16 protein-coding genes, 1 tRNA gene and 3 pseudogenes are annotated in these 19,739 nt (G+C 67.6%); 8 read left to right on the forward strand and 12 right to left on the reverse strand.

The window, feature by feature from the left end; genetic code table 11:
- Window positions 1–138 precede the first annotated feature (138 nt).
- On the reverse strand, window positions 139–2,217 hold the full coding sequence (locus SACTE_RS10400) for a YfjP family GTPase (protein WP_014045991.1): 2,079 nt from the start codon (window positions 2,215–2,217) through the stop codon (window positions 139–141).
- Window positions 2,214–3,857, reverse strand: coding sequence for an ATP-binding protein (locus SACTE_RS10405; RefSeq protein WP_014045992.1), 1,644 nt, complete (start codon window positions 3,855–3,857; stop codon window positions 2,214–2,216). Before SACTE_RS10405 ends, SACTE_RS10400 begins: the two co-directional genes overlap by 4 nt.
- Before the next feature lie 320 nt (window positions 3,858–4,177).
- Between SACTE_RS10405 and SACTE_RS10410 the strand changes: the two genes are divergently transcribed.
- A tRNA-Arg gene (locus tag SACTE_RS10410) sits at window positions 4,178–4,253 on the forward strand.
- Window positions 4,254–4,503: 250 nt separating this feature from the next.
- On the opposite strand, the gene SACTE_RS10415 is transcribed toward SACTE_RS10410, so the two are convergent.
- The 3 genes and pseudogenes from SACTE_RS10415 to SACTE_RS10420 all read right to left on the reverse strand — a co-directional run bounded on the left by SACTE_RS10415 (window position 4,504) and on the right by SACTE_RS10420 (window position 6,187).
- Window positions 4,504–5,517, reverse strand: a complete 1,014-nt coding sequence (locus tag SACTE_RS10415; protein WP_226995155.1) for a site-specific integrase — start codon at window positions 5,515–5,517, stop codon at window positions 4,504–4,506.
- 53 nt (window positions 5,518–5,570) lie between these two features.
- Window positions 5,571–5,723 (reverse strand): annotated as a pseudogene (locus tag SACTE_RS34940) (IS630 family transposase); the annotation flags it as partial.
- Complete coding sequence (locus SACTE_RS10420; RefSeq protein WP_041676615.1) at window positions 5,702–6,187, reverse strand: winged helix-turn-helix domain-containing protein; 486 nt, start codon at window positions 6,185–6,187, stop codon at window positions 5,702–5,704. The gene SACTE_RS10420 and the pseudogene SACTE_RS34940, both read right to left, overlap by 22 nt.
- A 202-nt stretch (window positions 6,188–6,389) precedes the next feature.
- Between SACTE_RS10420 and SACTE_RS33075 the strand changes: the two genes are divergently transcribed.
- On the forward strand, window positions 6,390–6,935 hold the full coding sequence (locus tag SACTE_RS33075) for a sigma-70 family RNA polymerase sigma factor (RefSeq protein ID WP_014045994.1): 546 nt from the start codon (window positions 6,390–6,392) through the stop codon (window positions 6,933–6,935).
- Window positions 6,928–7,923 (forward strand): hypothetical protein, encoded by a 996-nt coding sequence (locus SACTE_RS34240; protein ID WP_141708017.1) that lies wholly within the window; start codon window positions 6,928–6,930, stop codon window positions 7,921–7,923. The genes SACTE_RS33075 and SACTE_RS34240 overlap by 8 nt, the downstream gene beginning before the upstream one ends.
- 40 nt (window positions 7,924–7,963) lie before the next feature.
- On the opposite strand, the gene SACTE_RS10430 is transcribed toward SACTE_RS34240, so the two are convergent.
- Window positions 7,964–8,608 carry a peptidase inhibitor family I36 protein gene (locus SACTE_RS10430; RefSeq protein ID WP_014045996.1) on the reverse strand — a complete coding sequence of 215 codons (645 nt, stop codon included), beginning with the start codon at window positions 8,606–8,608 and terminating at the stop codon, window positions 7,964–7,966.
- 229 nt (window positions 8,609–8,837) lie between these two features.
- On the opposite strand from SACTE_RS10430, the gene SACTE_RS10435 reads away from it, so the two are divergent.
- Window positions 8,838–9,323: a winged helix-turn-helix domain-containing protein gene (locus SACTE_RS10435; RefSeq protein WP_041676615.1), complete on the forward strand. Its 486-nt coding sequence runs from the start codon at window positions 8,838–8,840 to the stop codon at window positions 9,321–9,323.
- A 321-nt stretch (window positions 9,324–9,644) separates the two neighbouring features.
- Here SACTE_RS10435 and SACTE_RS33080 read toward each other — a convergent pair.
- Together SACTE_RS33080 and SACTE_RS10455 are read right to left on the reverse strand one after the other, a co-directional pair.
- Window positions 9,645–10,525, reverse strand: a protein-coding gene (locus SACTE_RS33080; RefSeq protein ID WP_093565449.1) for an IS5 family transposase whose coding sequence is annotated in 2 segments (ribosomal slippage) — window positions 9,645–10,165 and window positions 10,165–10,525 — 882 coding nt in all. Because the reading frame shifts where the segments join, the coding sequence is not laid out codon by codon here.
- 22 nt (window positions 10,526–10,547) lie between these two features.
- The gene (locus tag SACTE_RS10455) at window positions 10,548–10,922 is read right to left on the reverse strand and encodes a hypothetical protein (RefSeq protein WP_014046000.1); all 375 of its coding nucleotides are present in this window, start codon (window positions 10,920–10,922) and stop codon (window positions 10,548–10,550) included.
- 729 nt (window positions 10,923–11,651) lie between these two features.
- Here SACTE_RS10455 and SACTE_RS10460 point away from each other — a divergent pair.
- Complete coding sequence (locus SACTE_RS10460) at window positions 11,652–12,275, forward strand: helix-turn-helix transcriptional regulator (RefSeq protein ID WP_014046001.1); 624 nt, start codon at window positions 11,652–11,654, stop codon at window positions 12,273–12,275.
- Window positions 12,276–12,314: 39 nt separating this feature from the next.
- Here the strand turns inward: SACTE_RS10460 and SACTE_RS35560 are convergent.
- The 3 genes and pseudogenes from SACTE_RS35560 to SACTE_RS33665 form a co-directional block, all read right to left on the reverse strand.
- Window positions 12,315–13,446: pseudogene (locus tag SACTE_RS35560) on the reverse strand (IS630 family transposase).
- 51 nt (window positions 13,447–13,497) lie between these two features.
- Window positions 13,498–13,944: a hypothetical protein gene (locus SACTE_RS10475; RefSeq protein WP_014046003.1), complete on the reverse strand. Its 447-nt coding sequence runs from the start codon at window positions 13,942–13,944 to the stop codon at window positions 13,498–13,500.
- A gap of 31 nt (window positions 13,945–13,975) precedes the next feature.
- Window positions 13,976–14,772 (reverse strand): IS5 family transposase gene (locus tag SACTE_RS33665; RefSeq protein ID WP_106708001.1). Its coding sequence is split into 2 segments (ribosomal slippage): window positions 13,976–14,439 and window positions 14,439–14,772, totalling 798 coding nucleotides; the frame shifts between segments, so codons are not numbered across the junction.
- A gap of 83 nt (window positions 14,773–14,855) precedes the next feature.
- On the opposite strand from SACTE_RS33665, the pseudogene SACTE_RS34575 reads away from it, so the two are divergent.
- The 3 genes and pseudogenes from SACTE_RS34575 to SACTE_RS10495 form a co-directional block, all read left to right on the forward strand.
- Window positions 14,856–15,588 (forward strand): annotated as a pseudogene (locus SACTE_RS34575) (IS5 family transposase); the annotation flags it as partial.
- Window positions 15,589–16,129: 541 nt separating this feature from the next.
- Entirely contained in the window at window positions 16,130–16,357 is a 228-nt protein-coding gene (locus SACTE_RS10490; protein ID WP_014046006.1) for a hypothetical protein, read from the forward strand.
- 64 nt (window positions 16,358–16,421) lie between these two features.
- A complete protein-coding gene (locus SACTE_RS10495) occupies window positions 16,422–18,572 on the forward strand; it encodes an AIPR family protein (RefSeq protein ID WP_014046007.1) in 2,151 nt (716 codons plus the stop codon).
- A gap of 359 nt (window positions 18,573–18,931) precedes the next feature.
- Here the strand turns inward: SACTE_RS10495 and SACTE_RS10500 are convergent, their stop codons facing one another.
- Window positions 18,932–19,738, reverse strand: a complete 807-nt coding sequence (locus SACTE_RS10500) for a SprT family zinc-dependent metalloprotease (protein ID WP_014046008.1) — start codon at window positions 19,736–19,738, stop codon at window positions 18,932–18,934.
- Window position 19,739: the final 1 nt, after the last annotated feature.

The raw sequence follows: 19,739 nt of genomic DNA on the forward strand, positions 1-19,739 counted from the left end.
TCCGCGGACCTCACCCGTCGTGGGCCACGCACCGATGACGGCTCCGAGCCGCACATCGGCTCGGTGCCGTCATCGGCTCCGTGCCGTCCGTGGTGCCCATGCTGGACCCGGAGCGCGGATCCCGCTCGGGCCTGTGGACTACCCGCCGGTTGTGGAGAACTCCGTCACCGTCACATACCGCTCCCGCACCTCGCGGTAGCGCGCCAGTTCCGCGGCGACCGGGTCGAGGACCCTGGCCCTGCCGCACCCGGCGGCCGCCTCCCGCAGCCGCCGTTCGGCCTCCTGCCCGTACCGGCGCGCGGGCCCGCGCGCGGCCGCCGCGCACGACCACTCGACGAGCGGCCCGCCGACGACCCCGGCGAGCATGAGCAGGGCGGGGGTGATCAGACCGGGTTCGAGCACGCCCACGATCTGGCCGAGCAGCCACAGGCCGCCGAAGATCTGGATCAGCGTCATGGACGCCTGGGCCAGCACGGCGGCCGGCCACCACGCGGGGCGCGGGGGTTTGGCGGTCCTGCCGCCGAGGGCTCCCACGGCGGGCCTGACGGTCCTGCCGTAGGCGGTCGCCGGCCCTGCTCCGTGCCGACCTGCCACGGCCGGCCGCGAACCCGCGGCCACCGGCCCCCGGGATGTCCCCGTAGCCACCGGCCCGACCGACTCGTCCGGCTCCCGCGACGCGGCCCCGGACCCCGGCCGCACGTCGTCCCCGTCGGCAGCGGCTCCCTCGCCGCCGCCGTTGCCCTTCCCCTTCCTCCTGGCCTTCCCGCCTCCGCCCCCGTCGCCCGCGTGGGCTTTGCGTGACAGCTCGTCCAGGGCCTCGGGCAGCCCCTTCGCGCCGTTCACCGCGGCCTCGCGCACCGCCTGTGCCCATGGCGCCGGCAGCCCCACCACGGCGTCGTCCGCCAGCTTGCGCACCGCCTGCTCCACCCGCTGCCGGGCGGTGAGCTCCTCCTCGGGCGGTGCGAGCGCCTGGGCCATCAGGTCCAGGCCACCGCCGAGCTGCCGGGTGGACTCGTACCAGCGCCACAGCCGCAGCCACGGGGTCCCGCAGGCCCGCCCGGCGTTCCTGCGCCACTCGCGTTCCGCGGCCTCCCCGGCGGCCGCCGCGCCCACGGCCTCCGCCAGCCGGTCGGTGAACGCGTCACGGGTCCGTTCGCCGAGTCCGGGCCGCCCCTCGGCGACGTACACGGGCCGCAGCCGCGCGGCCGCCGCGTCCACGTCGGCGGAGAGCCGCCGCGCCGCCGCCGTACGGTCCTGGACGAACCGGCCGAGCAGCTCCCGCAGGTCGCCGACGCCCTGGCCGGTGAGTGCCGACAGGGGCAGGACGGTGGCGCCGGGGTCGCCGTGCTCCCCCACCGCCATGCCGTCCTCGTCGAGCAGCCTGCGCAGATCGTCCAGGACGAGGTCCGCGGCCTCTCCGGGGAGCCGGTCGATCTGGTTGAGGACGACGAAGGTGACCTCCGCGTGCCCGGCGAGCGGCCGCAGGTAGCGCTCGTGCAGGGCCGCGTCGGCGTACTTCTCCGGGTCGACGACCCAGATCACCGCGTCGACCAGCGCGAGCACCCGGTCCACCTCGTCCCGGTGCCCGGTCGCCGCCGAGTCGTGGTCGGGCAGGTCCACCAGCACCAGCCCCTGCAGCGGGTCGTCGGCCTGCGTACCGCCGAGCACCGGGCGGCGCCGCAGCCGGCCGGGGATGGCCAGCCGGTCCAGCAGTCCGGCGGCCCCGTCGGTCCAACTGCAGGCGATCGGCGCGGAGGTGGTCGGCCGACGCAGTCCCGTGTCGGAGATCTGCGAGCAGGCGAGGGCGTTGAACAGGGTCGACTTGCCGCTGCCGGTGGCCCCGGCGATGGCGACGACCGTGTGCCGGGACGAGAGCCGCTGCCGGGCCGATGCCTCGTCCAGCACCCGCCCCGCCTCGGCGAGCGTCTCCCCGTCGAGGCGGGCGCGGGACAGTCCGACCAGTTCCCGCAGCGCGTCGAGCCTGGGCCGCAGGGGGCCGGTCTGCAGCCCGTACGCCTCCACCTGCGGGCGTACGTCCTGGACCGGCGGCGGCATCCCGGCGGCGTCCTCGCGTACGACCTCGGCGGCGCGGCGGGCGATGAGCCCGTCGTCCCAGTGCCGTTCGGCGGCTTCCCGGGCCTTCTCCCCGTCGTCCTGCCCTCGGCCGTGCTCCCGGCCCCGGTCCTGGTCCTGGTCCTGATCGGTGACGGCGGTCATCGCCGGCTCCTCTCCCTCTGCAGTACGGACAGTGCGGCGATCAGTTCCGCCTGCGGTTCCGGGGCGACTTCCAGGGCGTCCAACGGGGCGAGGCGGCGGTCGCGTTCACCGTGCAGGGCCTGGTCCAGGCAGTCGGTGAGCAGCGCCCCGCCCTTGTCGCGCAGGCGCAGCGCGCCCTGGGCGCCGATCCGTTCGGCGAGCTGTTCCCCGGCGCCCCGCGCACGGCGTCCGCCGAGCAGTGCGGCGGCCAGCAGCGCGGCCACCGTCTCGGCGTCGGGCGCGGCGTTGCGTTCCAGCAGCCGGGCCTCCTCCTCGGCCAGTTCCTCCAGGACCCGCCGCCACCGCCGTACGGCCACGGCGATGCGCCCCTGGATGTCCTCGGCAGGCCCCCACCCCCCGGCCTCCCGGCCGACGTCCTCGAACCGGAAGTTCCCGGCGGCGGGGTCGCGCTGCCACGTCCAGCGGACCTTCTCGTCGGCGGCGGCCACCGCGCACTGGAGGAGGGCCACCAGGCTCTCCACGAGGGAGTCCAGCAGTTCGGGGGCGGTGCTGTAGAGCGGGTAGCCACGCCACCGGGTGCGGGCGGCCCCGGCGAGCACGGCACCGTTCGCCAGCCGCCGAGCCACCCGCTCCGACTCCTTGCCGTACGCCTCCTCGACGACCCCGGTGAGCCGTACGGCCGCCGCGTACTGCGCCGAGACCGCTCCGGCCAGTTCGGGCATCCTCGTGTCGAGCGAGTCGATGACCCCGGACGCCGTCCTCTCCACCGCCTGCTGACGGGCAGCCGGGTCCTGCACCCGGTGGGTGAGCCAGGCGCGCAGGGGTGCGACGGCGTTGGTGGGCAGCAGGCCCCGGCCGCCGCCGGCGGACTCCGGGAGCTCCGGGATGGTGAAACGCGGCACATCGCCCAGCCCGGCGCGGGTGAGCAGCGCCGCGTACTGCCGGGATACCTCACCGATCAGCTGGTGCGGCACCCGGTCCAGGACGGTGACGAGGCAGGCGTCGTACTCCTTGGCGGTCCGCAGCATGTGCCACGGGACCGCGTCCGCGTACCGGGAGGCGGTGGTGACCATGACCCATACGTCGGCGGCGCAGATGAGTTCGGCGGCCAGCACCCGGTTGCGTACGACGAGCGAGTCGATGTCCGGGGCGTCCAGGAGCGCGAGCCCCCGGGGCAGCGTCGCCGCGGTCTCGACCCGGAGGACGGTGCCGTCCTGGTCCCTGTCCACCCCGAGGTGGTCCAGCCCGTCCGGGTCGGGGACCTGCCCCGGGGGCAGCCAGACCCGGGTCAGCTGCGGCAGCACCCGCACCCCGGCGAACCAGTGGTGGTCGTCCGGGTGGCAGACCAGCACCGGGGTCCGGGTGGTCGGGCGCAGGACGCCGGCCTCGCTGACCCGGCACCCCACCAGGGAGTTGACGAGGGTCGACTTCCCCGCCCCGGTCGACCCGCCGATCACCGCGAGCAGCGGAGCCTCGGGGTCCCTGAGCCGCGGTACGAGGTAGTCGTCGAGCTGGGCGAGCAGTTCGGCCCGCGTCTGCCTGGCCCGTTCGGCGCCGGGGAGCGGGAGGGGGAGACGCACGGCAGCGACACGGTCGCGCAGGGCGGAAAGTGCGTCGATGAGCTGGGGCCGTACATCCATGGTTACCACATGTGAAGAATGCCCAATTTTGGCGCCTTTTTGAAGCGTATAGCCCTCTCTGCGCGGCGGATCCGCCCCGGGGGGACAGAGCGGACGAGTGGGGCGCAGGCATAACGAGTGCACAACACCCGGGGCGCGAGGCGCGAAAAGCGATGCACGATTCGCACCCACCTGCGATTATCGGTTCGCTTCACCGAACCTCCACATCGTGCCACGCAGGTGAAGCAACCGGGACAGGGCACCAAGAGCCCTATCCTTGTCCCGGCAAGGTCACGGATGGCTTGTCACAGCGCCCTCCGGGGCCACCGAGGCCCACACCGGCCCCCGTAGCTCAGTGGATAGAGCAGGCGCCTTCTAAGCGCTTGGCCGCAGGTTCGAGTCCTGCCGGGGGCGCCACCGGTACCACGTTACGTGGACCTCGTTTTGCCTGGTCAGAGCACTTCTGACCTTCGCATGTATCGAGCGCACTCCGGCTCGTCGAAAGGCGTCGGAGTCCGGCTGACACCGACTAAAACTGGATCTCTACGGCTGCCTGTCCCCCATGCGTCCCCCAGCAGATACGCCCGAATGACTCCGCCGCCGAACGCCGAAGGGCGGTGTGGGCCCCCATCCACTGGGGTCCCACACCGCCCTTCTACCATCCGGCTTACTCCACCTTGCGGACATACCTGATGTCGTGGATCTGCTTCAGGTAGTTGTCCCGCTGTCCGACGATGCACCGCGCATAGATGGCCAGGAGGACAGGCACGCTATTTCCGGCCCACTCGGCAACCTGGGCCGGCGGTATGCCCTTGTTGAGCCATGCGGTGAGGCAGGTGTGGCGGCAGTCGTACACGCGCTTACCCGCAGGCGAGTCGTACTCATGAGGTTGGAGAACCTCCTCTCGGGCCTTGTCCCAGACCCGTCGGAACACCGAGCCCGCCAGCCTGCCGCCGAACTCTCCGGGGAAGAGGAGGTCGGTCGGCGTGAGCTTGTAGCGGACGATGACCTCGCGAAGGGAGGCAACAAGGTCAGGGTGGATGGGTACGGTCCGGGTGTCGCCCTCCGCCCGCCCCTTCAGGTCACGGTCATCGTGGGGCTCTCCGCTGTCGGTCCATTGACTGCCGACCTCCGGCCGTGCGCTGTGGACGATGAACTCGCCCCAGCCCGCTTCGGGCAGCGTGGCGTCGCTCACGTGAAGCGCGACGGCTTCTTCCGGGCGGAGAGCGGCGTAGCAGAGGGTCGCGAAGAAGGCCCGATAGAGAGGCCCCCGCCGCAGAGGCCGCTTGCCGATCCAATCGAGGAGCGCGGTGACCTGCTCCGGGTTCAGCAGCGAGCGCTTGTCGATGGCGTGAGCGACCTTGGGGGCGCCCCCTCCACTGCCCTTCCCCTTCGGCAGGGGGTTCTGACGGAGAATGCCGTGGCGGACGGCGTACTCCATAGCAAGGTTCATGATTCGCCGATTACGGGACACGGAGCTGGCCGCTGCGGCAGTGCCGTCCAGCAGCGTTCCGAGCGCGGAGACGACTGCGTCGACTCGGTCCGACTGCTCCCACGCTGCCATCGACAGCGTATTGCGCTGGATCCAGTCGAGGATGACGCGCACCTTGTCGGGCATCGGCTCGTCGGGATTGGTCCGGCGCTTGAAGTTGAAGGCCCACTCGCGCAGTGCGGTCCGCACCTTGACCGCGTCGAACTGCTTCGGAGGCGTCCGAAGCAACGCGATGGTCGCGGCCGGCGGCGGGAACGGCCGCGGACTCGGACCACTGGGGTGCGGCCGCGTGGCGACCAGGTCTTGGCGTGCGGCGGCGTCATGGAGAAGCCGGCTTCGTCCTCGAAGGCCAGCCAGGCTCCACGGGCCGCCGCTAGCCTTCCGCGCGGGGCCACACCTCTTTGACCCACCCCGCGACCGCGTCATCGTCCCGCTCCATGGCACGACGGGCCGGAACCTGGCAGGACCAGCCGTTACGCACCAACAGCTTCCGCACGCCCTGGATCGTGTACGTCAGACGGAAGCGCCGGCCGATCACCGTTTTGACCCGGGCCAGAGTCCAACGCTGGTCCTCCCAGCCGTGCGCGGCCGGCCCCTTGGCCGGCTCCGCCTCAAGCTGAGCGAACTGCCGATCGCTGAGCCTCGGCAGAGACACCGGACCCTGCGACCGCAGAGATCCCGGGCCACCCTCGGCCCACGCGTGACGCCACCGCTGGACCGAACGGACACTGACCCGCAGATCTCTGGCGATCGCGGTACTGCCCTCGCCCCGGGCGAACCGCTCGGCCGCCTGAAGCCGTAACTCTTCGCGGCACTGCTGCCGTTCGGCGGTCAGCCCGCCCCCTTGTGGATACCGCATGACTCCGGTCATACCGCAGCCACCGGTCAGCCGTCATCCCCCACGACACCACGAGTTCAGCCTCAGTAGTCCAGGGCTTCGACCGCAAGGCTCTGCGGCTGGCACACGTGCTTGGAGCCGATCAGCTGCTGGTGCGTGAGAAATATACTAGGCCAGGTGTAACGCATCAGGTGCTGCCGGACATAGGACTCTCGGAGGGCAGATGCAGTCACTGATGTATGAGCAGAGATTTGCCGAGCTGTACAGAGACCATCGCGGTGCGATCGAGGCGTACGCGGCTCGACGTGCGCACCCAGACCGGGTGGCGGACGTAGTAGCCGACGTGTTCCTCACCGCTTGGCGGCGGATGGAAGATCTAGGGGACGCCGACGAGCTTCCGTGGCTGTACGGAGTTGCGCGGCGCACGCTGGCCAATGATCGACGTTCTCAGCGACGGCAGGTCAGCCTGACTGAGCTCCTTGCTGCTCAGCCGGCGACGTTCGACTCTTCTGAGCATGCGGACAGTGCGATAGCTATGGCTGATCTGGTCAAGGCTTTCGGACGTCTCAAAGAAGAGGATCAGGAAATCCTTCGCCTGGCGATTTGGGAGAACCTGAGCGCGTCAGACCAGGCGACCGTTCTGAGATGTAGTACGGCGGCGGCGCGGGTTCGCTTGTTCCGTGCCAGGAAACGATTGAAGAAGATTCTTCACGGATTTGATTCGAGTTACGGTGCCAGCGCCCGGGTGAAGGAGCAGAGCCATGCATGAAATTGACCGGTCTTTGGCCGAACTCGAATCGCGAATCCATAAGCCCCACATGGTGCAGCCAGAGGCGGATGCTCTCTTTCAGCGCATCGTTCAGGAACCCCGGCATGCGGGTCGAAGCTCGCGCACCAAATGGACGTCGCCCTTCAGGGTTTCTCTTCTTGCGGTGTCGGCTGCTGTTGTCGCGGGGGCTCTGCTGATAGGTCCGGACCTCCTGCAGCGGCCTCCGATTGATCCGGCGGTGGCAGCTACTCCGAGACTTCTTGCCGTCCACACGGTCGCCGACGATTCCACCACTGCTTCGATGAACCTGGAAGCCACCGCTCGGAGGGTAGAAAAACTACAGGAAGCGGATGGTGCTGAGGGCGGTCCGTTCATCCAGGAAACCTGGTCATTGACGACCAGGATCGGAGGGATGCAGATCACCTCTGCAGTGGTGCCCGAACGGCGGGAAACGTTGAAGAAGCCGGATGGCACCACGACGTGGTCGGTCAAGGCGGAGAAGCCGCAGTTCCAGAACGATGAGCAGCGCAGCCTCTGGGAGCGTCAGTGGGATGCGATTAAGGAACCCGTTGACCGGTCGGGCACGGGGAATGTGGGGTACGGAGATGCGCCTCACAACCCGGCCGAGCTAGAAGCTTGGCTGGACCAGGGTGCGCCGGCAGACACCGCCGGCTTCATCTCCGAGTCAGTCGTAGACAAACTGATGACCAACCACCTGGATCCTGAGCAGCGGGCGGCACTCCTTCGAGTCCTGGCGAAGAAGAAGGGGCTGACCACTGCAGGCGAGGTGACCGACAGAGCTGGGCGCCAAGGCGTTGCCTACACAGTCAGGGACGACTCCGGAAGCATTCCGGCCGAGCACATGCTGGTCGTCGACCCTGAAAACGGAAAGATTCTCGCCTATGAGGAGATCTTCCTGGATTCCTCGCCCGCGATGAAAGTAAATGGACCCGCAGTCGTAAATTACGTAACATTCCTTAAGGGCTGAACGTGCGATGGGCAGAGAGAGCATCTCTCCGCCCATCAATTCAGTAAGACGTCCAGAAGCAGTCTGCCTTATTGTCCAGACTCGACCCCACAAATGCCTTGCTGGTGTGGGGAGCTTCCTGCCAGAGGATGAGCGGCTTTTCCCAGCAGGACCTGTCGTAACCAGTCTGAGAGCGACCCTGTACGTAGATGTACTTCCCGCCCTTGTTGGACCAGGACGACGTCTTGTTCACGAAGTCGAACTGCGAGAAAAAGACGACATCGTGCTTCGCCTGGTTCCACTGGAGGCGGCGCCCACCAAAGTCCCTGTACTGGTAGAAGCAATACCAGTCATTACCGAACACCTCCGTCGGGCAGCTGTCGCTTGCTGCTGCAAGGGCTTCGCCCGCAGCAGCGGCAGCCTTAACGCTCTGCTTCGAGACCCCAGCCTGCTGGGTCTGCAGGTCGATAGCGGCCTGACTGCTGGGAGGCGCTACCTCCTCCCCAGGCAGCGGGAACGACATGATGGCCTGCCCGCCCTCCCAGGCTATTTCGTTCGGGCTGATCTGCACGCCCCCCGTGGTGTTGGCCAGCACCGTGTCAATCTGCTGCTGGAGCTCGCTCGGTTCCGCAGCATGCGCCTGACTGGCTGTGGCAGCGGTCAGGATGGTGACGCCGGCGAAAGCCAAGCCCTTACGCAGATTCATTATTCCCCCCAAGGTTTCACGCTAAGTAGCGAGTGTTGTGCAGTATGTGTTAGCGGCGTGAAGGGATCAAGCATGAATCCAGGCTTTTCGTAGGTAAATGTTGCTTAAGTCCTGGTTTTTTGGCCAGTACGACTCTTATATTGACCTAAAAAGTAGGCTCCTACTGAGGCTGAACTCGTGGTGTCGTGGGGGATGACGGCTGACCGGTGGCTGCGGTATGACCGGAGTCATGCGGTATCCACAAGGGGGCGGGCTGACCGCCGAACGGCAGCAGTGCCGCGAAGAGTTACGGCTTCAGGCGGCCGAGCGGTTCGCCCGGGGCGAGGGCAGTACCGCGATCGCCAGAGATCTGCGGGTCAGTGTCCGTTCGGTCCAGCGGTGGCGTCACGCGTGGGCCGAGGGTGGCCCGGGATCTCTGCGGTCGCAGGGTCCGGTGTCTCTGCCGAGGCTCAGCGATCGGCAGTTCGCTCAGCTTGAGGCGGAGCCGGCCAAGGGGCCGGCCGCGCACGGCTGGGAGGACCAGCGTTGGACTCTGGCCCGGGTCAAAACGGTGATCGGCCGGCGCTTCCGTCTGACGTACACGATCCAGGGCGTGCGGAAGCTGTTGGTGCGTAACGGCTGGTCCTGCCAGGTTCCGGCCCGTCGCGCCATGGAACGGGACGATGACGCGGTCGCGGGGTGGGTCAAAGAGGTGTGGCCCCGCGCGGAAGGCTAGGGTCTGTCCGGCGGATCACTGATAGAGCTCCTGCCAGCGACGCAGGCTGACTATCCTCGCATCGTGAACAGTCAGGTGTTCGAGCTGATGTGGGGTGGCGTCGCTCTCGTGGGCGGGGGGCTTTTGGCCACCAATGTCCGAGGGGTAGCCGACCGGTTCCAAACGATGTCCTACTCCTACCGATCGTGGCCCAGCAGTGTCATCACGTGCAGAGTGATCGGAGCCGTCTTCGCCCTCGTCGGGGCAGGGATCCTTGTTGCTGCCGGACTCTGAACCGCCGGCGGTGCAATGACACCCGTACTGCTCCCCGGCGTTCGGCGGTCAAGGTCTGAGCCATAGCCGGATCGCCGCGACTGTGACGGTGCCGTGGAAGACGTAGGCCCGCTTGTCGTAGCGGGTTGCGACGGCCCGGGAGTTATTGAGCCGGTTGATCGTGCGCTCGACCTCGTTGCGGCGTTTATAGATCTCGGTGTCGAAGCCGGTTGGTCGGCCGCCCTTGCTGCCGCGTCGTTTGCGGTTGGCCCGCTGGTCCTTCGGTTCGGTGATCGTGTGCTTGATCTGGCGCCTTCGCAGGTAGCGGCGGTTGCGGCGTGAGCTGTATGCCTTGTCGCCGCCCAGATGGTCCGGCCGGGTGCGAGGGTGACCGCCCTGCGGGCGGGGAACGCGGATGCGCTTCAGGACCTCGATCATCTGGGGCGCGTCGCCCCACTGTCCGGGCGTGAGCAGGAAGGCCATCGGCCGACAGCTGCCCTCACCGGCGAGGTGGATCTTGCAGGTCAGGCCGCCCCGGGACCGTCCGAGTCCTTCGTCGGGTCGGTGGTGCCGGGGCGTTGTCCTTTTTTCGGGACGCGTGGCTTCTTCTTGCGGGCCCCGGCCGCGTGCTGGTGGGCCCGGCAGGATGTCGAGTCGACGCTGACCAAGCTCCAGTCGATCCGGCCGGCAAGGTCGGCGTCGGCCTGGACGGACCGCAGGACCCGATCCCACGTGCCGTCCGCCGACCAGCGCCGGTGCCTTTCATAGACGGTCTTCCATCTACCGAAACGCTCGGGAAGATCCCGCCACGGTATGCCCGTCCGGACCCGGAACAGGATCCCGTTGATCACCTTGCGGTGGTTGTTCCACCGCCCGCCACGTTGTCCGAACGTCGGCAAGTGCGGCTCCAGCCGAGCCCACTCGGCATTCGTCAGATCACCCCGCCCCATGCCAACAATAACGAGTCACCGATCAGACAGTCACATGATCCGCCGGACAGGACCTAAGCCCTGTGGGCAGTGGATTGGCCGACAGGATGTTCCGCCGCACCGCGTACGCCATCGCCACATTCAGAACCTGGCGGTGCCGCATTCTCGACGAGGCCGCCGCGACGGAGTCGTCAAGACGGTGGTACAGCGCCCGCAGCACATCGTCCGCCACCTCTGGGTCCTCCCAGACCTCCATGACCGGCGACTGACGCCTGATCCAGCCCAGCACGACCGCAATATCGTCCGGCGCGGAAGCACGGCACCGCGTGTTGAAGGCCCACTGGAACAGCGCTGTGCGCACCTGCTGCCCACTGACCCCACGAGGCAGCCTGCCGAGCAGCGCCTCCGTAGTGATCATCAATACTCGAGCCGTGTTCCGTCGCGTGTTCCCCGAGGACTGCGGCCAACGGGAATCCACGAAATGTACGGCGAAGTCGTACCAGTTCACCGACGAGGCCGACACCCGAGCCTGACCGACAAACCGGTGACTACACCGAACGGCACACCCTGGTGCACCGCATGCAGCAGCTCCGCTCGAAAACCGTCCGCCAGCGCATACGTCTGGAACGTCCTGCCGCGCCTGCGTCCGGCCACCGACCAGCGCACTCCGAAAGAAGCCCGCCGCTGCCCCTGCCGACTCTCGATCTGCCACACCCTGACGTCATAGGACGTATCCACGGACCCACCTCCCGCGAAGCCCTCGCCGCCGGACCCGGCGAAGCGCCGCCCATGCCGACCGGATCCATCCCTTCAGAGGTGTCTACCCCTTTACGCCGTCTCCCACGGCAGGGCTCAATCGTTCGCCCGCTCCCCTACGCGAACCGCACTGCCAACACCTCGGCCGACGACGCCGCGGACCACTCGCTCGCCAACCCGAAACCGCGAGCCCCGCCCGACCCGCGCATCCCACATGCGACCCACACCCGTCCGGCAAGCCATCAGAAGTCGACAAATGCGCAGTTCAAGACCCACACAGCGTGAAACGATCAAGCTCCCCCTCCTAACAGGTCATCTCATCTAGTGCCGCATCAGACAACGTTGGCCTCGTCATGGGAGACTGCTCCGTCGACTGGGGGAGAGTGTGGCCGTGGAAACTGCCAACTGCGCGCTGACGGCGGACGTGATCGCGGCACTGAGGTACTGGCCTGGTGTCATATGGGGAGGTCAGAAGAATCCTCCGGACCCGGTGGACATGGCCGTCCTGCTGCCCTTCTTCAACCAAACGCTGCAGGACCTTCCGTGGTGGAACCGCGACTGGAAAGTCGACCGCGTCCAGCCGGGACATCCCGCAGAGACCGGGGATCACCGCTGCGATCCCGCCGTGAGGTTCACCGAGGTGTCGATCCCGGGAACGGTCGCCTCCGGCAATGGCGAGAGCCTGCCGTTCGTCGCGAAAGTCGGGTTCGCGGGCGACCAACTCATCCGCTTCCAGGTCAAGATCGGTGACGTTGTCATGGGCCCGGCCGTTGCCCCTGCCGGGCGGTCGGAGCCCCATCCGTTCGGACGGATGCTCACCGGGTTGATGGACCAGCGCGGGATTCCGGTCAGGGACATGGCCAGGGCCGCCGGACTGTCGATGTCCACCATCCACATGCTCCGCCGCGGACACAATCCGAACTTGCTGCAGGCCCGCCTGATCGCCGGGATCCTGGACATGTCCGAAGCGGACGTCAGAGTCATCGCCGGACTCGACGACGGGAGTACGCAGTAGCTGACAGGTAGCGGCTTGCGATGCGGAGTTGGCGCTGCGTCAAGCGACATTCGCCCTGGTGACGACTTCGCGTAGGCGCTCGTCGGCGACGTGCTTGTTCCGCCAGATGATGTACCGGTGGATCATGCTCCCCTGCTCCTTGTGGCTGGCATGGTCAGTGCCGTCGAGAGCGAAGTAGCGCAGGGCGGTGAACTGGGCCTCGATCCGGTTCAGCCAGGAGCTGTTGGTCGGGGTGTAAGCGATCTCGACATTGTTAGCTCCGCCCACGTCCCGACCCGCTGGCACCGCTTCGTCGTCAGGTGCGGCGAGTAGTTGTCGGCCACAATCGCGATCCGCACGTCCATCGGGTGCAGCGAGCGCAGGTAGCGGCAGAACTCCAGGAACTTCGACCGGTTCTTGGTCATCTTGATGTGCCCATAGAGCTGGTCCTTGCCAAGATCGTATACGGCGAACAGGTGCCGCACCCCGTGCGGGCGGGTGTAGGTCGCCCGCCGGCGGGGCCTCGGCTCGCTGTCGGGGTCCTTGTGCCGGCCACCGCGCTCCGCCCACTGCTGGCCCGGGTGGGGCTGGAGGTTGAGCGGCCCGAACTCATCTATGCAAACAACGACTTCGGGCTCGTCCTCCTCGGGGATGACCTCGCCGTCGGCGATCGCGTAGAGGTGCTCGACGCGGGCCTTCTTCGTGGCGTAGTCGGGATCGCGGGAGGTCTTCCAGGTCTTCACGCGTTGAAAGGAGACGCCCCCCTCGCGAAGCAGGACCCGAAGGCCCTCGTGGCTGATGTCGTCGACCACCCCTCGGCGACCAGGAAGTCGGCCAGCTTGGCCAGGCTCCAGGCCGAGAACGGCAGGCCGTGCTCGGCTGGCTTGGACTTCGCGATCTTCTTGATCTCCCGGCGTTCGGGCAGCGTGAACGTCCTCGGCCGCCCGCCCTTGTATTTCGGGTAGAGCGAGTCGAAGCCGTCGGCACTGAAGTTGTGGATCACGTCGCGGACCCGGTCCGCGCTGGTGAATGTGACCTCGGCGATCTTCGCCACGGGCATGCGCTGGGCGGACAGCAGAACCATCTGGGCCCGGCGCCAGGTCACCACGGACCCGGTGCCCCGGCGGACGATCCGCAGCAGCCGTCTGCCCTCGTCGTCATCGATCTCACGGACCTGCACGCGTTCAGCCACGTGATCATTCTGACGGTCCGGTGCCGCCTGGCACAGCAACCGGGCGGCACGTCACACGGGGCGAACCTTGTCTGATGCGGCACCTAGCCAGTAAGACGACGTCTCAATTGGTGAGGTGTCGTCGAATGAACGGCGCCGTTCCCAGGACGAGTGCGGCGAAGACCGCCAGTCGTTGAAGGCCGGGCTCAGCGGCGAGGTTGCTGTGCTGGATGCCATAGACCGCGTACCAGTTGGGGCGAGGTCGGTCGCCATGATGACGCAGGCGAGGTCGGTTCCTCGGCGTTTGCCGTAGATCAGGAGCACGCCGGCGAGCGCGTCGAACAGTGCCAGCGACGACCAGTAGAGGTTGAGCCACCCTGGCGCCCAGTCGTAGGAGTGCAGTCCGTGGCTGAGGAGGTCGGTGACGTGAGCGAAAGCGCCGACGAAGAGCAGGACGGCTGCGATGATGCAGACCGATATGACCGTCCAGCGCGGGGCGTGGTGCATCCATTCGGTCATGCTGTGGATCGTCCCACGCGGGCGCTGTCTGTCAGGCTGCCAGCCTGCGGTAGCAGATGAGGGTGCAGGCGATGGCGGTGAAGGCCAGGAAATGCTGGGCCTTGCGCTCGTAGCGGCGGTGCAGGCGGCGGCAGCCGCCCAGCCAGGACATCGTGCGCTCGATCGTCCAGCGATGCCGGCCAAGCCTCGTGGAGGATTCGACGACTCTGCGGGCGATGCGGTGACGGATGCCGCGCGAGCGGAGCCATCGACGCAGGTGGTCGTAGTCGTATCCCTTGTCCGCGTGGAGCTTGGCGGGCCGTCGCCGCCGGGGGCCGCGACGCGAACGGGTCGGCGGAATGCCGCGCACCAGCGGCTCAAGCGCCTGGCTGTCATGGAGGTTCGCGCCGGAGATCGCGACGGAGATGGGCAGACCGGTCCGCTCAGTGATCAAGTGGATCTTCGAGCCTTTCTTGCCCCGGTCGACAGGATTCGAACCTGTCAGCTCCCCCCTTTCAGGGCCCGCATGTTCACCGAGTCGATCGCGCAGCGCGACCAGTCCAAGCCGCCTCGCGAGCCCAGCTCGTCAAGGACGACGCGGTGCAACTTGGCCCAGACCCGGGCGGCACTCCACTCGCTGAAACGCCGGTGCGCGGTCGGTCCCGACGGACCGAAGACCGGCGGCAGCTGCCGCCAGGTGCAGCCAGTCGTGGCCACGAAGATGATCGCGGCCAGTACTTCGCGGTCCCCGTACCTGCGCCGGCCGCCGCCCTGCGGTCGAGTCGGAGCAGGCGGGGCCACCCGCTGGAACAGCTCCCACAGCCCATCCGGCACCATGCGCTCGACCATCACCACACAGCGCAGACTACTCAACCCACCAAATGAGACGTCCTCTAAGGGGGCTGCTGTGGCGAGGATTCTTGAGCGGATGGTTGCCGGAGGTGCCGTCGCGGCCAGAACCTCTCGGTCGGCGTCGCCACGGCGACCGAGAGGTTCTGGCCGCGATCGTGTTCGTCGCGACCTCCGGGCTGCACATGGAAGCAGCTACTGGCAGCTTCGTTCGGGGCGTGTTTCGCGCGACGGCCCATCGTCGGTTCGCTGAGTGGATGAAGGCCAGAGTGTGGGCCCAGCTCCACCGCCTATTCCTCGACGAGCTCGGCTCCCGAGGCGATCTATCTGGACTGGTCGCGCGGTGCGCGACCGTCTCGGTCACCGTGCGGGCCGTGAAAAGGGGGACATGGCAGGTCCGAATCCTGTCGACCGGGCAAGTACGGCTCGAAGATCAAATCGATCAACGAGCGGACCGGTCTGCCCCTGCCCGTCGGAATCTCCGGTGCCAACGTCCACGACAGTCAAGCGCTGACCCCACTCATTAAGGGCATACCCCCGATCCGGTGCCGCCGCAGCCCTCGGCGGCGCAAGGCCGGCAAGCTTCACTGCGACAAAAACTACGATTACCGCCACCTGAGGCAATAGTTGTCACTGCGCGGCATCCCGCACCGCAAGTGCGTCGAAACCTCACATCGGCTGGGCCGAGACCGCTAGACCATCGGACGGACCATGGCCTGGCTCGCGGGCTGCCGCCGACTCCACCGCCGCTACAAGCGCAAAGCCGAGTACTTCCTCGCCTTTACCCTCGTCTACTACCACAGAATCACCAAATGAACTGACTTGTGGGGAAGGGCATGCCACCGCCGGCCGACGAGAGCTAAAGCCAACGGACAGGCTGGTGGTTCACCAACAACCCCTGGCTGCTGTTCACTGAAGTGGGGGTCATGTCGTCGTGGTGCCGCGAGGCCATGCTGGCGGGGTGTCGGGGCAGACTGCACGATCCGTACCCTCGGCGCCTCCAGGGCGGGGAGACGAGTGCCTCGACAATCCCGAGGTGCAGTCGGGGCGCGGGCTGCCGTTGGTCGCTTGCTCGCACCACGGTGGCGGGTCACGGGGGTAGCACCGGTCGGCAAACAAGTGCGCTGCTGGGTTCCGCCTCGGCACGAGAAGATGCTATGGCAGGCCGAAAAAGTTACTGGTCGGGGCTCTAGCAGCCGACGTTGCACCTACCCTGGGAGGGAGTTGATCGCCTGCGACCCGATCGTCCGGTTTCGATGTACTGCCGAACACTTTGTCACCGGATCAGACACGCCGGAACAGGGGGCGGCCTGGCGGCATATCAACTCGGACAAGAACGTTCGAGAGCGGGTGGGGCATGGCGACGGAGCGCGAGCACATCGGGGCGAGCGGGCCCGAAAGCCACTGGACTGCAAACGGAATCTGCCGACGCTGGCAGCGGTTCTTCGAACAGAAGCCGAGCCTAAGAGGGTTGCTCCGGCTGGAGTTCACCGAGCACATCGCATATCTACTCTTCCTCAAACTCGACCACGAGCGAGTCCAGGCGCAGAGGAGCTTTCAGGTCGTGCTCAACTCGCACAGCTGACGCTCGTTCCCTATGCCGCCCTCTTTCGCCGCTCTCGCTCCCCATTAGGCTTACAGGAAAGCTCATGAACGCGACTCCCCAGCAGCCCGTCGTGCCTGCCCCGGTCCGTCAGACCGCGCGCGCCTTCGACATGACGTACTCCGGCCTCATCGACATGAGTGACTTCGGGAACCGGCCGCCTGACAAGATCCAGCCAGCGTTCCGCTCCCGCGCTCTGGCAGCGCATGCCGTGCGCATCATGACCGGGTGGACCCCCGAGCAGGCGGCCGACTGCGTCATCGACGGTGGCCAGGACCAAGGGATCGACGCCATAGCCATCGACGAGGCGAACGCGCACGTCTACCTCGTGCAGGCAAAGTGGAGCCCTGAAGGGACGGCCAAGGCGGACGAGACCGCTGTGCACAAGCTCTTCGCAGGACTTACCCTCATCGACTCCGGGGAATCCGCCCAGTTCAACCCCCGTGGACAGATACTCGCCAAGCGGGCACACGACCTGATTGGCGAGAAAAGCACTCGAATCACCCAGGTGATCGCCCTAATGGGCGTCAAGCCGCCTTCGCCGGGTGTGCTGCAGGTCATCAAGAATGGCGAGAACGAGTTCAACTCCCACGGCGAATACGTCGATCACCGCTTCCTGCATGCCCCCGGCGTCCACGCCCTGGTGTTGAAGGACCAGCAGAGCGAGCCCGTCACGCTGACAGCGACGCTCCACCCCTGGTTCAGCGTGTCCTCGCCCTACCTCTCCTACGAAGGCGTCATACAAGCCGAAGAAGTCGCGGCATGGGCGGAGCACGGCAATGCACTGTTCGCCCGCAACATCCGCGATCCGCTGGGGCTCACCCCCATCAACAAGGAACTGCTGAACACACTCGTCAGCGAGCCGTCCCACTTCTGGTACTTCAACAACGGCATCACCGTCCTGTGCGATTCCTTCGAAGCAGTCCCCGGATCGCAGAAGTTCCCCGAGCGCCATCCCGTCCGCATCACCGCCAAAGGCGCAAGTGTCGTGAACGGCGCCCAGACGGTGCGTTCCGTCATCGACGCAGCCGAGCAGTCCGATGAAGCGGGGCTCGCTCAGGTCACCGTCCGGTTCATCGTCACCGGCGGCGACACCGATTTCGCCAACCGCACAACCCAGGCCACCAACCGGCAGAACCACATCACCGAGCGTGACCGGATCGCGCTCGAGCCCGTTCAGGCGGTGCTCATCAAGGAGTTCCGTGCAGAACTGGGCCTCGTGTACAGCGTGCGCCGCAGCGAACTCGAACCCCAGGACGACGAGGGCTGCTCCGTCGTGGAAGCCACGTGCGCGCTCGCCTGTGCCCACAGCGGCAGCCGGTTCGCGGCCCGGCTCGTCGCGTCCGGCACCACCGATGTGCTGTGGGAACGAGGCGGCAGCGGCATCTACGACCTCCTCTTCCGGTCCGTGCCCAGCGTGTACGAGACCTGGAACGCCGTGAACGTCCTGCGGGCGGTGCGCACGGCGCTGCGTGCGGAACGCGAACAGTACGCCGGACGCGCAGCCGCCGTCATCGACGACGGCACGTTCCTCATCACCCACCTGGTGTTCCGGCAGCTCCTCGCCCAGGACGCCGGCATGGGCGAGCCGGACCAGTCTCTCACCTGGGCCACCGAAGCCAAGAAGCAGGTGCCCGACCTGGTCAAGCATGTCATCCCGGCTCTAGTGCAGGCTCTGGATGGAGTGGGAACCCGGTCGAGCCTGCAGCGCGTGTGCGCTGATCCGGGGCAAGCCGCCGACCTCGTGACCGCGGCCCTGGCAGCCCTCGAAGGCGACGGAGCCGAGGATGCCGCCGCGCAGTACCGGCGCGAGCAGAATAAAACTCGCAAGCGCCGCAGACCCAACGCGGTGCACGTCATCGTCGACAAGGGCGCTCTGGAGGAAGGAGCACCGCTGCATCTGGCCCTGTACCTGCAGCCGGAGAAGGATGCGCTCGCCTCATGGCTCGACTCGAACCCGCGGCGGGCACTCGCGAAATGGACCAACACCAATCGGGCACGCCCGATCGTCTGGGCCGCCGACGGCAACGCTTACTCGCCCAGCGGTCTCATCGCACGGATGTGGGAGCTGGCCGAGTGGGAAGGGCGCCCCGTCTCGAACCAGGGCACCGCCCGCTGGGCCACCCGGGACGGAGAGACCCTCGCCATCCTCGCCCGGCGGCTGCTCAACAGCATGGAGGACGAGCAAAACGAGTGACGGACGAGAACACGGGGTTTCGAGCTGAGACGCGCCCCGTCCTTTGCGGTGACAAATGAATGCCACGTATCGCAAACAAGGCGTCGCCATCGTGCCAGCGTGGCCCGGCGGGGCCCCGACGTCACCAGGCCGCGCCGCGTCGGCGCGCTGGGCCCGGCGCGCCACGCGGGAAAGCCTGTCCCCCCGCGAGCGCCCGGCCCGGACCATCGCCGGCGGCGACTTCGGCGGCCCGGACCAGCTCGTCCTCCGCTGGATCCCGCCTGGACGTCCGACCGCTGGTGGATCCTCTCCGGCCCCAGCGGTTCGGCGGGCTTCACCCTCCGCGCCGACCAGTTGTGCCGCCATGAAGAGAGCCCCCTTCAGCGCAGGTCTCCCATCCACATTCGCCGCCCCACCTCGTCGAGCTCGGCCCGCCGGGCCGCGTACTCGGGCAGGGCCAGGCCCAGGAGCCGCCAGAAGGCGTCCCCGTGGTCCGGAACCCGGACGTGTGCGAGTTCGTGCGCGATGACGTAGTCGACCAGGTGCATGGGCAGCTGGAAGAGCGGCCAGCCCAAGGCCATCAGCCCCGGCCCGCCCTCGCGCGCATCCGGCCGGTACGATCCCCAGCGGTCTTGGAGGTCGCGCACCTCCAGCTGCGGTTCGGCCACCGCCATGCGAGCCGCCCATGGCTGAAACCGGTTGACGGCCCAGGCGCGGCCGACCCGGGCGTACCAGTCGACGAGGGCCGCCCGCCCCGCCGGTGGATGCTCGGCGAGATGCTCGGCCATCACGAGCCGCCCAGCCACCAGCCGCACCCGGCCGTCCTCGGAGGAGCCGTCGGAGATCGCCAGTCGGTAGGTCCTGCCCAGGTAGCGGAACACCTCTCCGTCGGCCAAGTGCTTGGCCGGATGCAGGGACCTGGTCCGCTCCCGCTCGCCGAGCTTGGTCACCAGCCAACGGCGGTGGGCCCGGACGAAGTCCTCGGCCTCCTCCGCCGTGCGGTCCGGCGGAGTGTGCAGGGTCAACGTGGCGTCGGGCTCCACGGTCAGCGCGAACCGCTTGCGCCGGGGGTGGGCACGGACCCGCAGCGAAAACCCGTCGACGTCGATCGACGCGCCCCCCGGGAGGGAGACGTCTGCCGGGGTGTCCCAGCTACTGTCGGCGTGCTTCTCGGCGGGTGCGGTCACC

Origin of the sequence: Streptomyces sp. SirexAA-E (assembly GCF_000177195.2) — a bacterium.
GTDB classification, from domain to species: domain Bacteria; phylum Actinomycetota; class Actinomycetes; order Streptomycetales; family Streptomycetaceae; genus Streptomyces; species Streptomyces flavovirens.

Excerpts from the sequence above, each read along its gene's own strand:
- SACTE_RS10400 (WP_014045991.1), bottom strand. The coding sequence starts at position 2,217 with ATGACCGCCGTCACCGATCAGGACCAGGACCAGGACCGGGGCCGGGAG.
- SACTE_RS10405 (WP_014045992.1), bottom strand. The coding sequence starts at position 3,857 with ATGGATGTACGGCCCCAGCTCATCGACGCACTTTCCGCCCTGCGCGAC.
- SACTE_RS10420 (WP_041676615.1), bottom strand. The coding sequence starts at position 6,187 with ATGCGGTATCCACAAGGGGGCGGGCTGACCGCCGAACGGCAGCAGTGC.
- SACTE_RS33075 (WP_014045994.1), top strand. The coding sequence starts at position 6,390 with ATGCAGTCACTGATGTATGAGCAGAGATTTGCCGAGCTGTACAGAGAC.
- SACTE_RS34240 (WP_141708017.1), top strand. The coding sequence starts at position 6,928 with ATGCATGAAATTGACCGGTCTTTGGCCGAACTCGAATCGCGAATCCAT.
- SACTE_RS10430 (WP_014045996.1), bottom strand. The coding sequence starts at position 8,608 with ATGAATCTGCGTAAGGGCTTGGCTTTCGCCGGCGTCACCATCCTGACC.
- SACTE_RS10435 (WP_041676615.1), top strand. The coding sequence starts at position 8,838 with ATGCGGTATCCACAAGGGGGCGGGCTGACCGCCGAACGGCAGCAGTGC.
- SACTE_RS10455 (WP_014046000.1), bottom strand. The coding sequence starts at position 10,922 with ATGATCACTACGGAGGCGCTGCTCGGCAGGCTGCCTCGTGGGGTCAGT.
- SACTE_RS10475 (WP_014046003.1), bottom strand. The coding sequence starts at position 13,944 with ATGACCGAATGGATGCACCACGCCCCGCGCTGGACGGTCATATCGGTC.
- SACTE_RS10490 (WP_014046006.1), top strand. The coding sequence starts at position 16,130 with ATGGCGACGGAGCGCGAGCACATCGGGGCGAGCGGGCCCGAAAGCCAC.
- SACTE_RS10495 (WP_014046007.1), top strand. The coding sequence starts at position 16,422 with ATGAACGCGACTCCCCAGCAGCCCGTCGTGCCTGCCCCGGTCCGTCAG.